The organism is Mesorhizobium shangrilense (genome assembly GCF_028826155.1).
GTDB lineage: Bacteria > Pseudomonadota > Alphaproteobacteria > Rhizobiales > Rhizobiaceae > Arvimicrobium > Arvimicrobium flavum.
The window spans coordinates 61,255-73,745 of sequence record NZ_JAQGPN010000002.1; the positions used below are offsets into that span (position 1 = coordinate 61,255).

13 protein-coding genes are annotated in these 12,491 nt (G+C 66.2%); 4 read left to right on the forward strand and 9 right to left on the reverse strand.

Annotation, left to right across the window (positions count from 1 at the left end):
• Positions 1–24: 24 nt before the first annotated feature.
• The 4 genes from PD284_RS23605 to PD284_RS23620 all read right to left on the reverse strand — a co-directional run bounded on the left by PD284_RS23605 (position 25) and on the right by PD284_RS23620 (position 7,108).
• Positions 25–381, reverse strand: a complete 357-nt coding sequence (locus PD284_RS23605; protein WP_274630805.1) for a DUF2958 domain-containing protein — start codon at positions 379–381, stop codon at positions 25–27.
• A 96-nt stretch (positions 382–477) separates the two neighbouring features.
• Positions 478–1,392, reverse strand: a complete 915-nt coding sequence (locus tag PD284_RS23610; protein ID WP_274630806.1) for a DUF2493 domain-containing protein — start codon at positions 1,390–1,392, stop codon at positions 478–480.
• 323 nt (positions 1,393–1,715) lie between these two features.
• Positions 1,716–2,756: a DUF7146 domain-containing protein gene (locus PD284_RS23615; RefSeq protein WP_274630807.1), complete on the reverse strand. Its 1,041-nt coding sequence runs from the start codon at positions 2,754–2,756 to the stop codon at positions 1,716–1,718.
• A gap of 8 nt (positions 2,757–2,764) precedes the next feature.
• Positions 2,765–7,108 carry a strawberry notch family protein gene (locus PD284_RS23620; RefSeq protein WP_274630808.1) on the reverse strand — a complete coding sequence of 1,448 codons (4,344 nt, stop codon included), beginning with the start codon at positions 7,106–7,108 and terminating at the stop codon, positions 2,765–2,767.
• Positions 7,109–7,300: 192 nt separating this feature from the next.
• On the opposite strand from PD284_RS23620, the gene PD284_RS23625 reads away from it, so the two are divergent.
• The gene (locus PD284_RS23625) at positions 7,301–7,729 is read left to right on the forward strand and encodes a hypothetical protein (RefSeq protein ID WP_274630809.1); all 429 of its coding nucleotides are present in this window, start codon (positions 7,301–7,303) and stop codon (positions 7,727–7,729) included.
• 1 nt (position 7,730) lies between these two features.
• On the opposite strand, the gene PD284_RS23630 is transcribed toward PD284_RS23625, so the two are convergent.
• The gene (locus PD284_RS23630) at positions 7,731–7,973 is read right to left on the reverse strand and encodes a hypothetical protein (protein ID WP_274630810.1); all 243 of its coding nucleotides are present in this window, start codon (positions 7,971–7,973) and stop codon (positions 7,731–7,733) included.
• Positions 7,974–8,420: 447 nt separating this feature from the next.
• Positions 8,421–8,585: a hypothetical protein gene (locus PD284_RS23635; RefSeq protein WP_274630811.1), complete on the reverse strand. Its 165-nt coding sequence runs from the start codon at positions 8,583–8,585 to the stop codon at positions 8,421–8,423.
• 193 nt (positions 8,586–8,778) lie between these two features.
• Here PD284_RS23635 and PD284_RS23640 point away from each other — a divergent pair, with 193 nt between their 5' ends.
• On the forward strand, positions 8,779–9,084 hold the full coding sequence (locus tag PD284_RS23640) for a hypothetical protein (protein WP_274630812.1): 306 nt from the start codon (positions 8,779–8,781) through the stop codon (positions 9,082–9,084).
• A gap of 59 nt (positions 9,085–9,143) precedes the next feature.
• Here the strand turns inward: PD284_RS23640 and PD284_RS23645 are convergent, their stop codons facing one another.
• A complete protein-coding gene (locus PD284_RS23645) occupies positions 9,144–9,749 on the reverse strand; it encodes a hypothetical protein (RefSeq protein WP_274630813.1) in 606 nt (201 codons plus the stop codon).
• 23 nt (positions 9,750–9,772) lie between these two features.
• Positions 9,773–10,276, reverse strand: a complete 504-nt coding sequence (locus tag PD284_RS23650) for a hypothetical protein (RefSeq protein WP_274630814.1) — start codon at positions 10,274–10,276, stop codon at positions 9,773–9,775.
• A gap of 285 nt (positions 10,277–10,561) precedes the next feature.
• Between PD284_RS23650 and PD284_RS23655 the strand changes: the two genes are divergently transcribed.
• Positions 10,562–11,146 carry a hypothetical protein gene (locus tag PD284_RS23655; protein ID WP_274630815.1) on the forward strand — a complete coding sequence of 195 codons (585 nt, stop codon included), beginning with the start codon at positions 10,562–10,564 and terminating at the stop codon, positions 11,144–11,146.
• A 107-nt stretch (positions 11,147–11,253) separates the two neighbouring features.
• Here the strand turns inward: PD284_RS23655 and PD284_RS23660 are convergent, their stop codons facing one another.
• The gene (locus PD284_RS23660; protein ID WP_274630816.1) at positions 11,254–12,180 is read right to left on the reverse strand and encodes a DUF2726 domain-containing protein; all 927 of its coding nucleotides are present in this window, start codon (positions 12,178–12,180) and stop codon (positions 11,254–11,256) included.
• A gap of 97 nt (positions 12,181–12,277) precedes the next feature.
• Here PD284_RS23660 and PD284_RS23665 point away from each other — a divergent pair, with 97 nt between their 5' ends.
• A complete protein-coding gene (locus PD284_RS23665) occupies positions 12,278–12,484 on the forward strand; it encodes a hypothetical protein (protein ID WP_274630817.1) in 207 nt (68 codons plus the stop codon).
• Positions 12,485–12,491: the final 7 nt, after the last annotated feature.

A 12,491-nucleotide genomic window follows, 5' to 3' on the forward strand; every position in this document is an offset into this window, starting at 1 on the left:
TGGTTTTGAGGGGGAGCGGGACGGTCAGGCGCGGATGTAGCCCTGCCGGGAGGCCTCGGCGGCGTACTGGCTGATGGTCTGCCTGGCGACGAAATGCAGGTCGCGTTCGACCGGCATGCCGAGCTTGCCGCGCAGCGCCTCGAGTTCGGAGACACGCACGGAGCCGAGTTCGGGACAGCCGAGGCCGAGATCGCAGAGTCCGACGGCGATGTCGGGGTCTTCCGGATCCAGCTCGGTGAGCAGCCAGGTGCAGCCGGCGTCGGGGGTGAACAGTTTGATCAGCGGCTGGAAGTCGGGCTCGTCGGGGGTGCAGGCGAGGCGGGCCATGGCGCGGCCGTTTTCGAGCAGCTGGTCGCGGATGGCGTCGGGAATGAGGATCATCGGGTTGTCTCCTTGGGGTTTGAGGGATGGTGAAAACGACACCGCCCCGCGTGTGGGGTTGCGCGGGGCGGTGAAACCGGTCAGCGGTGGCCGCCGTCAGGCGGCGTCGTCGAACCGCCAGACCGGAATGCCGAGCCGGCGGGCCTTGTCGGCGAGGTTGCCGGTGATGCCGGAGCCGGGGAAGATGATGACGCCTTTGGGCATGGTTGCCAGGAGGACGTCGTTGCGCTTGAAGGGTGCCGCCTTGGCGTGCTTGCTCCAGTCGGGCTTGAAGGTGATCTGGGTGACGTGGCGGCTGTCGGCCCAGCAGGCGGCGATGCGTTCGGCCCCCTTCGGGCTGGCCCCGTGCAGCAGCACCATGTCGGGATAGCGGGCGAGCGTCTTGTCGAGCGTGTCCCAGATCAGCTGGTGATCGTTGCAGTCGACGCCGCCGGAGAAGGCGATCTTGGTGCCGGCGGGCAACATCACTTCGGTCTCGGTGCGGCGTTTGGCGGCGATGAAGTCGCGGCTGTCGATGACGGCGGCAGTCATGTTGCGGTGATTGACCTTGGACCCGGAGAGCGGCCGCCAGGCGGAGCCGGTGTGCTGCTCGAAGAGGTCGCAGGCGAGGTCGGTGAGCGCTTCGAAGCAGTTGCGGCGTTCGAGCAGCGTGATGCCTTCGGCGGTGAGCTGTTCGAGTTCGACGGACTTGACCTCGGAACCGTCCTGTTCGTCCTGGCTGCGGCGCTGTGCGTGCTCGTTGTCGTCGAGCAGGCGCTGCGCGCGGTAGCCGGCGCGGTGGAACAGGTTGACCGCCGACCACAAGAGGTCCTCGAGGTCGGGCTCGAGGCGGGTGTCGGTGAAGGTCGAGACCAGCGCGTCGAAGATGTCGATGATCGCGGCCTGGGCGTGGTCGGCGTCGGGCATCGGCCGCGGATCCGGCTCGTCGTGCGGGCGAAACCCGTAGAGCTGCAGTTCCGAAAGGGCGGCGGCGGTGAGCGAGGTGGCGGCGTGAGGCGAGGGCATGATCATCGAATGGCTCCTTGGCTGGCTGTGGTGGGCCGCGACCTTCGCGGCCTTTTTCCGGGATCATCCCTGCGGCGGCGGGCGGGCCGTAGAACCGCGCGCCTCGGCGCGCGGCCGGAACGCCAGTGGAGGATGGCCGGGCGCAGATTTTTTGCTGGGCGAGGAGCGCCGGCCCTGCCGGCGCGGGGAAAAAATCTGCAGGACGGCCATTTCGAGGCCTGTCCCGGCGACGCTATGATCCCCTCTCGGAAAAGGCTGCGTGGAGGTCGTGAGCTGCGCCGGGACGAGAGCGCGGTCGAGGTCGCGCCGCTGGCCGCCGCCACTCTCCCCTAGCGGGGGACGAAACGGGCGGCGTCGGCGGCGGTGAGCTGGGCGCAGATGCGCAGGGTCAGGTCGGCGAGGCCGGCGCGGCGCAAATCGTCGTTGAAGTCGCCGAGCGCGGGCTTCAGGCGCATCGTCTCGATGCCGTCGTTGCAGGCGCGGGCGTGCAGGCGTTCGACGCCGCGGCGGCCGGCTCCGTCGGCATCCTCGGCGATGTAGAGCCGTTTGACGCCGGGCGGCAGCACGAGTGCGCCGAGATGGGCGGCGGACAATGCGGCGATCATCGGCATCAAGGGCATGATCTGACGCAGTGACAGCATCGTCTCGATGCCCTCGCCGGCGGTCATCACGTCGGCGGGGTGGTCGAAGCCGAAACGGACACCGTGGCCGAGCAGGGCGCCCATGGCGCGGCGCGGATGTTCGACATGTGCCTTGGCCGGATGGCGGGGATCGAGCCAGGTGCGGTGCAGGCCTTTGAGCGCCATGCGCTCGTCGGTGACAGCGGCGATCAGGGCGGGAAAGGTGGCGCGGGCGCCGTCGTCGCCGCGATAGTAGCAGCCGGGGTGGAAGCGGAGGCTGGCGGTCGTGCCGGTGAGATGGGTGAGGCAACGGGCGCGCAGATAGGCTTCGGCGTGGGTGCCGGAGAGCGTGCCGGACATCGCCCACAGGCGGCGGAAGGCGTCGGAGCGCTGCTTGCCGACGGCAGCGGCGGGTCGGGCGGGCAGCGGGTCGGGGCGCGGCAGGCTGAGGAATCGGCGGGCCTCGTCGGCAGCGTCGTGGACGGTTTTCAGGCCGCAGCTTTCGCGGATGAGATCGAGCAGATCGCCGTGGCTGCCTTGTGCGGCGTCGGTCCATTTCCCGGCCGCTCCCTTGCCGCTGTCGGGACCGGCGAGGCGGACGTAGAGCGAACGGCCGGGATTGTTGGCGGTGTCGCCGACCAGCCAGTAGCGGCCATGTTTCGAGCCGCTGGAGAGATAGTGGCGGCACACCGCCTCGGCGTTGCGGGCAAGAGAGCGCGACAGGTCATGGATGGCGTGGGGAGGGGTCATGGCGCACCTCACGCGGCGGCGCGGTCGATGACCGCGGTCAGCGGATAGCGGGCGACGAGCCGGTCGAGGATGGCCGGGCCGTCGCTGCCGACGGGAATGAAGAAGCGCAGTTTCCAGCCGATGATCTCGTGGATGAGACCGTAGGCGGCGAGACGGTCGCGCATGGCCTGGCTGAAGCCGGTGAGTTCGACACGATACTCGTCCATGACGCGGACGCGCCTGAGCTGCAGGCCTTCGGCGAGCTGCAGGGTGGCCTTGCCGTCGGCGACGAGCCGCCAGGCCTCGTTGGTCGCCAGCTGCGGGGCGTCGTCGAGGCCGAGGTTGCGATAGAAGCGGCCGAGCAGGGCGGGCGGGAGGAGGCGGCCGATGACGCGCTCGCCGTCGTCGGTCTGCAGGCGATAGACGCGGCAGTTGTCGTCGGGCAGCCGCCGCCAGATCGGCAGGAGCAGCCCGGTGACGATGTGGAAGGTGGAGTCGGAGAACTCCGGCAGGGTTTCGATCTCGGCCTGCCAGGCGGCGGCGAAGCGGTCGCGATCGGCCGGCTCCCAGTGGGTGTCTTCGAGCGCATGGACAGGCATGCCGTGCTGTTCCATGGGCCGGATCAGGCGGATGCGGCGCTCGATGCTGCCGTCGTCGAGCATCAGGCTGGGGGCGGAAACTTTGACGCAGGCGCGGTTGGAGCGGTCGTTGACCAGCAGGGCGGCGCCCGGCGTGTCGGCCAGCGCTAGCGCGTCGGCAAGGGTGAGCGGATGGTTGCGCTCGCGCTTGGCGATGGTGAAGATGCGGGTCTCGGCGCCGCTGGCGGGATGGGTGTAGACGGTGCGCCGCGCTTCGATGCTGAGCGCATCGGCGCTGATCGTCTCCAGGCCCTTGTCGTAGACGCCGGCGGCGATCGCGCCCTCGATGCGGGCGGCGAGCAGCTGCTCGAACACCTCGAACAGCGCGTTCTGCAGCGCGATCGGCAGAGCCAGCAGACGGTTCAGGAAGGTGGTGATGGGCGGCAGCTCGTCCTTCAGCCCGCCGCCGTCGGCGTCGCGGAGCGACAGGCCGGTGGCGGATTCGAAGCGCTGTAGCGAACAGCATTCGACCTTGCCGGCGTAGGTGAGCATGTAGAACTGCCGGAGCGCATCACGGGCGTAGTGCGATTCCAGATTGTCGTCGGCGCGGAACAGGCCCTGGCCGCCGGTCTGGCGCTGGCCCTTGGTGATGGCGCCGAGCGTGTCGAGGCGGCGCGCAATGGTCGACAGGAAGCGCTTTTCACCCTTCACATTGGTGGCGACGGGACGAAATAGCGGCGGCTGCGCCTGGTTGGTGCGATTTGAGCGGCCAAGCCCCTGGATGGCGGTGTCGGCCTTCCAGCCGGCCTCCAGCATGTAGTGGACGCGCAGCCGCTGGTTTCTGGCGGCAAGGTCAGCGTGGTAGGAGCGGCCGGTGCCGCCGGCGTCGGAGAAGATGAGGATCTGCTTGTCGTCGTCCTGGAACGCCTGCGCCTCGGCGAGGTTGGCGCTTGCCGCACGGTTTTCGACGGCCAGCCGATCGAGCCCGTTGGCGGCGATCTTGCGGACGATGCGCCGGCTGCGGCCGGTGACTTCGGCGACCTTGTCGGTGCCGAAGCGCTGGATGATCTGGTCGAGCGCGGCCGGGATCGGCGGCAGCGAGGCGAGGTGCTCGATCAGCCGGTCGCGCTGCTCGACGGCCTCGCGGCAGATGACCGGTTGACCTTCGTGAAAGGCGGGCCGCGACGAGATGTTGCCGTCGGCGTCGGAGAACTCGTCGAACAGCTGCACGGGAAAGGAGTTCATGAGGTAGTCCATGACGTACTCCCTCGGCGTGACGTCAATCTGCAGGTCGCTCCACTCCTCGGTCGGGATCTCGGCGAGGCGGCGTTCCATCAGCGCCTCGCCGGTGGAGACGATCTGGATGACGGCGGCGTGGCCCTGCGCCAGCTCGTGGTCGACGCTGGCGATCAGCGTCGGCGTCTTCATCGAGGTGATCAGGTGCGAGAAGAAGCGCTGTTTTGACGACTCGAAGGCGGAGCGCGCGGCGGACTTGGCTTGCGCGTTGAGCGTGCCATGTTCGCCGGTGATGTTGGCGGCCCGCATCGCCGCGTCGAGATGATTGTGGATGATGGTGAAGGCGTCGGCATAGGCGTCGTAGATGGCGATCTGCTCGTCGCTGAGCTGGTGCTCGAGGAGGTCGTAGACGACGCCTTCGTAGGACAGCGAGCGGGCGGTGTAGAGGCCGAGCGCCTTCAGGTCGCGGGCCAGCACCTCCATGGCGGCGACGCCGCCGGCGTGAATCGCCTGGATGAACTCGGCGCGGGTGGCGAAGGGGAAGTCGTCTGAGCCCCACAGGCCGAGGCGCTGCGCATAGGCGAGGTTTTCGACGTCGGTGGCGCCGGTGGCCGAGACGTAGACGACGCGGGCATCGGGCAGGGCGTGCTGCAGGCGCAGCCCGGCGCGGCCTTGCTGCGAGGGGGCCTGGATGCCGCGGTCGGACTTGCCGCCGCCGGCATTGGCCATGGCGTGGGCCTCGTCGAAGACGATGAGGCCGTCGAAATCGCGGCCGAGCCAGTCGACGATCTGCTGCACGCGCGACGCCTTGCCCTCGCGCTCCTGGGTGCGGATGGTGGCGTAGGTGGTGAACAGGATGCCCTCGGCGAGCTTGATCGGCGTGCCCTGGCGGAAGCGCGACAGCGGCGTGACCTGCAGGCGCTCCTGACCGAGCGCGGACCAGTCGCGCTGCGCGTCGTCGATCAGCTTGTCGGACTTGGAGATCCAGATCGCCTTGCGGCGGCCCTTCAGCCAGTTGTCGAGCAGGATGCCGGCGGCCTGGCGGCCCTTGCCGGCGCCGGTGCCGTCGCCCAAAAACCAGCCGCGGCGGAAGCGGACAGCGCCCTCGGCCTCGTCGGCGGCGGCGGCGATCGTGTCGAAGGTCGCGTCGACGGTCCAGGATCCGTCGAGCCGGCCGGAGTGGGCCTCGCCGGCGTAGATGACGCTCTCCAGCTGGGCGTCGGACAGGATGCCGTCGCTGATCAGGCGGGACGGCAGATGCGGCCGGTAGCTGGGCCGCGGCGGCGCGACCGAGGCCATGGCGGCGGACTGGACGAGGGTGTCGGGGTGCGGCTGCGCGTCGGGGATGCGGATCGACTGCAGGGCGTAGGTTTCGTAGATCGCCTGGCTCAAGGCGTGGCCCTGCGGCGGCGTCCAGGCGCAGGTCTCGTAGGCGAGTTCGACGGCTGGTTCGCTTGGCCGTGTGACGGACGGGACAGGCGCGCGGCGCGGCGCGGGCGGGGCGGTGGTGCGGCGCGCTGGCAGCGTTGGCAGCGGGGTGACGCTGACCGGGGCGCGGTCCGGAAGAGTGGCGAGCAGCGGCAGCAGCGCGTGTGCGTCGGCGACCTCGGGGCAGGATGCGACGAAGACGTCGGCGCGATCGGCGGGGATCTTGTCGAAGACAGAGAGGCGCGTGGCGATCGACGTGCCGTGGCGGGCATAGGCGCGGCCGTCGATCGGCGCCGTGAAGACCAGGCGCGCCTGCTGCTGGAGGCGGATGAAGGTGTCGCGCAGCGCCGGGTTGTCGGGCGACTGGCTGGCCCCGGTGATGGCGACGAGGCGGCCGCCGGGGGCGAGGCGGGCAAGCGCGGAGCCGATGTGGCGCAGCGCGGCATCGGCGACGCGGCCTTCGACATGGGCGGCGACCGAAAACGGCGGATTCATCAGAACGACGGAAGGACGAAGGGCGGCGTCGAGATGGTCGTGGATATGGGCGGCGTCGTGCTGGGTGAGCGAATGCCCGGGGAAGAGGGAGGCGAGCAGCGCGGCGCGGGTGTCGGCCAGCTCGTTGAGGAGGAGCCGGGCGCCGGCGAGTTCGGCGTGGATGGCGAGCAGGCCGGTGCCGGCTGATGGCTCGAGCACGATGTCGGTGCGGGAGATCCGGGCGGCGGCGGCGGCGCAATAGGCGAGCGGCAGCGGTGTCGACAGCTGCTGCAGGGCCTGGCTCTCGGCCGAACGCTTGGTATGGGTGGGAAACAGCGCGGCGATGCGGGCGAGCATGGCGAGCGCTGCCGCCGGATCGGCGGCGCGGCGCAGGATGGCGGGCCCGAACTTGCGCAGGAAGAGCAGTTGCGCGACCTCGCAGGCTTCATAGGCGTCCTTCCACAGCCACAGGCCTTCGGCGTCGGAGCCGCCGAACTGGTGGGTCATGGCGGCACGCAGCGCGTCGCTGGTGACCGGCAAGCCCTGCTCGAGCGTCGGCAGCAGCTGCGCTGCGGCAGCAATTATGGGCGCGGCCCGGGCAGGCAGGACGGCGGGAGCGGCCGCGGCAGCGGCCGCGGGAGAGACGGTCAGGGTCATGGAGGAAGCCTCGCGGAGAGCGCGGTGAGGGAACCGAACCGCGCGAACGCGCTCTCTCTGGCCCGCCCGGTTCTCCCTCCTCGCGGGACGCTCTCACTCTCACTGGGCGCGGGGGAGTGCGTGTTCGGATTGGCGGGTGTTGTTGGGAGGCGCTGTCAGGTATTCTGCAGTGTTCTTAGGAGGAAGAGCGCGATGCGTTATCAAGAGCTCATACTCGACGAGAAGACCGAGAAGATTGACGGCGAGATCTATCGAGTCGTCATTGACAGCATGTTTGACGATGAAGCGTGCTCGATCGATTTTGCGGGTCGCATTCTACGGGAGGATCGGCCCGTGGCTGTGGTTACCTTGCGGGCTACTGTCATCAATCCGCTTGATGTGACCGGGATGTTGCTTTTTGCGGGCGGGGTGTACGGCGTTTGCGTCGCGGGCGGCCTCATTGGGGCGGTAGGCAAAACCGCTTTCCAATCCTACGAGGCTGCAAAGAAGGATAGCCCGACGGCTTCACGGTCGGAGAAAGCGAAGATGGTGTGGGAGGGTGTCGTGGCCCGCAAGACAGATTTGAAGGGTGAAGCGGTAAAATCGCTGACGGGATGCGTGACAAAGTTTTTTGGACCATGACTCAGGGCGCGCGAGGCTCTGGAGGCATCAGAACGTAGCTGGCGACACGGCAACCAACGCCGATGCCGTGATAGATAGTGGGTACAGATAAGACGAAAAGCGCTGTGGTGGTGCTTAGCGGCAGCGCCGCGAGGCTCATGAGCACGGTGGCTCCGACAAACCAGGGATTGCTAACCATCCGTGTTACGTTTTCGGCGCGGCGATTGAAGCTGTCACTCAGGCGTGCGCGTGTCTCATTTTTCATATTTGTCTCCTTGTTATTGTTGGCCTTTTGGGCAGTTGATTTTTAGCATTTTTGAACGGTGGCGTCCGCATCGGTTTGGATTCTGTCCACGCCGTAGTCATGGTAGCCCTCTTCCTTGCGGAGCGCGGTGAGGGAACCGAACCGCGCGAACGCGCTCTCTCTGGCCCGCCCGGTTCGGCTTCTTCCCGGGAGGCCTCTCTCTCTGGGGTATTAGCGCGGGCGGCCTGAGAGGGGGCCGCCCGGATCCTCGTCTGAGTCTGGAGCTTACTGCACGGCAGGGCGACGGCAGCTGCGTGAAGGTCGGCCGAAGGTTCCGATGTTACCAGTCAGAGCCGCGAGCTGTGGGCTATGCAACGAACATCGGGGACGGTGGCGCAGCCTTCGCCACAGTCGAGATTGGCGGATGAATGGGCATGCGAACAAGGTTTTGCAGGAAACGGGAGCGCACTACTTGTCTTTGTTGAGCAACGCGTGCGTCCTCTTGCTGACCTCATCGGCGTGCCGGATTGCCGCGTGAAGCGAGGCGCGGGTCTGCTTGGACCGCTCAAGCTGCGCGCGGGCTTCGTCGAATTCCTTCGTCAATGTTTGTTGAAATTCCTTGTCGCTTTTCATCTACTCTCCCGTGTGCGTGTTTCATTTTTCATACTGTATCCTTGTTGTTGCCCTTTTGGATAGTTAGGCAGAGTCCCTTGATATCATGTAAACTGTATTTACGACTTATTGTGGTATTATTTTGAGCGCATTATTTATGCAGCGGGTGAGCATGGCTCATTCATCTGAAAGCGAAGGGTCAGCGGCAAGCGGCGTGGATGATGATGTCATCGAGGAGATGCGGCGGTTTCGCGCCAGGATCAAGCGGGCGCGACTGTCGGGCGTGTTCATGTTCGCCGACGGCTCGGCGGAGTTTTACGAGAACGGGCAACGGCATTCGGAGGACGGCCCCGCGGTGCTGGCGGCCGATGGATCATTGCTGTGGTATCGCCGCGACAGGCTGCATCGCGACGACGGGCCGGCCATCGAGGAGGCCAACGGCAATCGCGCCTGGTATCGGCACGGCAAGCTGCACCGCGACGACGGGCTGGCGCTGATCGTCGGCGGCAGGATGCGGTGATTCCGCGACGGGGAAGAAGTCGCGCTGGTCTGACAACGGGCGTGTCCGGCGTGGCGTGGCTAGGGTCGTGGCGCTGCCGGAGACGCCGGGGGAGTTGACGGGGCCGCGATGCGGGCGCCGTGCTTCCACCAGATGGTGGCGGTCGTCGCGCCTGTGGTGGTGTCGCGTCTGATCTCGGCGGGGCCGTCGTCGCGGTGGCGTTTGCCATCGATCCACCAGGCTTCGTAGACGGCGACGCCGGTTTTCGGGTCGCGGTTAAAGTAGGCTGGTCCTTCGGTGCGATGGGCTTTGCCGTTGATCTTCCAGGCTTCGATGACGGCGATGTCGCCGGCGGCGCTGCGCTGGATGTGCTGGGGTCCGTCGGCGCGATGCGGCACGCCGTCCTGCCGCCAGTCTTCGAGGTGGACGACGCCGGTGTCGCCGTCGCGGTGGATGATGGCGGGAGCGCCATCGCGATGCAGGACGCCGTCCTTTTTCCACTTTTCCAGCGTGATGATGCCGGTTTTCCTGTCGCGGACGACGTCGGTCAGGTACTGGCCGCCGCTGACGACGGTTTCGCGGTCGTCGTCATTGGTGGGCGGTTCGGCGGCGTGATTGCTCAGGTTGAAGGCGATGGCCAGGAGCGTGCCACCGAAGACTAACGCCGCAATTGCTTTCTTTTGCATGATACTTTTTTTCTTCTTTGTTGCTACTTGACGATCAGCGTCCGGGCGGAGCGTGACAGATTCTGCGTGTATTCGAGCTCCTGGCGCGTGCGCAGAACAAACTCGTGGGCGGTCTGCGCAACGGCGACGACGGAGGCTGCGATCGCGCCGGCGGTGGCGGCGTCGCGAAGGTCGCCGGCCAGTGGAATCCTATCGAGCTGGTTCATCGGACCTTGTGAGACCATGACCGCAATGTGCCGCGGTGTGCGAGGGTCCTGCAGCTTGTCCTTGCCCCAGTAGCCGGCGAGCTCCGTCGATAGAGCGCAGGTGTAGGACGTGTTGTCTTTTTGCAGAGCGAGCGTTGTTGAGAGTTTGGTCGGTCCGCCGTCGTCGATGACGGCATTGTCGAGGTTATCGATCTGCCAGCCAGCGGCCTTGAGCGCGATCAGGCTCTGCGCGAAGATCCGGAGGGTGCATGCGTCGTGCTCCTCGCCGGTTAGTTGCGGTTGTTGCGAACGCCCGAAATAGGCAAAGATGCTGGTAAGCATTGGTCTGCTCCATCCTAGATTGTTGTCTTTGCGAGCCCTTTTATTTTGCTTGGATCTAGGCAATTGCTGTCCGGTTTCGCAAGTTTATTCTGCAACGTATTGAAATCGTTTCGGTATTGTTAGGCGCTTCTCGCGCCCCATTTGATTGATTATGTGTACTCTTGTGAATTATTAATACTCTGGGCGTATATTATACTTGTCGGAATAGTCTCGATAAAGGCAAGTGATCGCCCCGGAACACGGGATGATGAGCGGCAACGAACAGTTTTGGGGAGAGGAGTCTGAATGAGTTACAGCATCCTGAAGTCGGCGTTCAACGCCAGTGCGCGGGTTGTGGAAGCAGTCGCGTCGTGGCTTGGTTTGGCCACGATCGACATCGACCCGGCAACGGCCGCGGTCAACGCGGAGGGGCTGTTCGTCAGGGCCGATCCGGCAACCGGCCTGACGGGCTATTACAACAAGCAAGGGCAGCTGCATCGCGAGAACGGTCCGGCGCTCGTCGTGCGCGATCCGGTCAGCGGCGTGGTCACTGCCGAAACCTGGTGCCAGAACGGTCGGCCGTGGCGCGACGACGGCCCGGCGGAGATCAAGCGCGACGCTGAAACAGGCGTGACGACGTTCGAGGGCTGGTGGCAAGGCGGCAAGCCGCAGCGTCTCGATGGTCCCGCGGAGATCACGCGCGACGCCAAGACAGGCGTGGCGACCTACGAGGCGTGGCGGAAAGACGGCCAGCCGCACCGCGATGGCGGGCCGGCGCTGACCGTGCGCGACGCCGACACCGGCGTCGCCACGCGCGAGGAATACTGGCAGGACGGCGAGCAGGTTGCTCAACGCCCGGCGCGATCCTTCGGAGGCGGGCCGAAGCCGTAGTGGATCGGCGAAGCGTTCTGGTTCTGGGTGTTGTTGTTTATGAGCGCGGGCTTAGCGCGGCGTGATGACGCCGGCGTCGGTGATCGCTGACGTCTGGTCGGGAGAGCTCATTGTGGGGGTTCTGAGCGTGGCGCGGAGCGTGCGGCGATGACCTCGGTCAGCCGCGCGACAATGAGCGCGGCGGCCTCGTTGGTGCTGGTGTTGTGTGCGGTTTCGAGCAGGGCGATGCCGGCCTTGCGGACGGCAAGCAGCTTGACCTCGTTGCGGAGGATGCTTTCGCGTTCGCTTTGCGGGGAGGCGCGGCCGATGTGGCCGCGGCCCTGGTGCTCGATGACCAGAACCGGCCAGCCGTAATTGTCGCAGATAACCAGATCCGGGCGCTTGGTGTTGAGCGCCTTGTAGACGGCGTAACAGCTGTCGCAGCGGCGCCTGAGCGCGCGGTTGCGGCCGTAGCTGCAGGCCATGCATTGCGTCGTCAGCAGTTCGCCGAGCGAGGGCTGGGCATGGACATGCCAGCGGCGGGTGCTTGGCTTGAGGATGTCGAGGGCGGCGAGCGCGCCGAGAAAGATCTGGCTTTCGCCTTTGTTCATGATCCGCTGCGGCGCCAGGGTGTCGCATGCGGTGATGCGGGCAAGCTCGTCGGCGTAGAGTTGCTCGTAAGGCGAGGCGGGCCGGTCGGAAGGGGCGGGGACGCTGGCCGGGATTTCGGCTGCAGAGGTCGATCCAGGGGCGAAGCGGACGAACGGGTCGGTCGCCTGCACAACCGCCGGGGGCGGCGGTTTCTTCAGCCAGTGCCAGGCGATGGCGGCGAGGCAGAAGGTGGCGATGGCGGCGAGGCAGAGCGTGGCGATCGCGGCGGCGAAGGGATTCGCCGCGATGAGGTCGAAGATGACGGCGGCGACGCCGAGCAGGACGAACAGCAGGACGAGAATGCGCCCCGGTCCTTTGTCGCGTGCGGCGTGCCGCCTTGAGGTGGGGCGGCGGTTGGTCATTTGGAATGATAGGTCACCTTTGGCAGGGGTGGCCAGCATCATTCAAGTATTACTTAGACTTACGGAAACTGTTTGCGTGTATTTCTATGTAATGATATGTCATTAATCGTATGAATTAGCATTTTGAGGAGGAACGACTATGGCGCCGAAGCAAGACGATGGCGGAAATATGGGCAAATCATTTGATGCGGCAGCGGGCGGCAAGCCCGATCCGGAGATGGTGAAGCGGGCTGAGCAGTTTGTGGCGGATGCGTTGCGACAAGCCGAGGCCATGGCCCCTTATTTGAAAAACGTGCCCCCGGCGCTGGAAAGCCTGTGCGCAACCAAGAAAAAACTCGGACTGTAAGGAGACG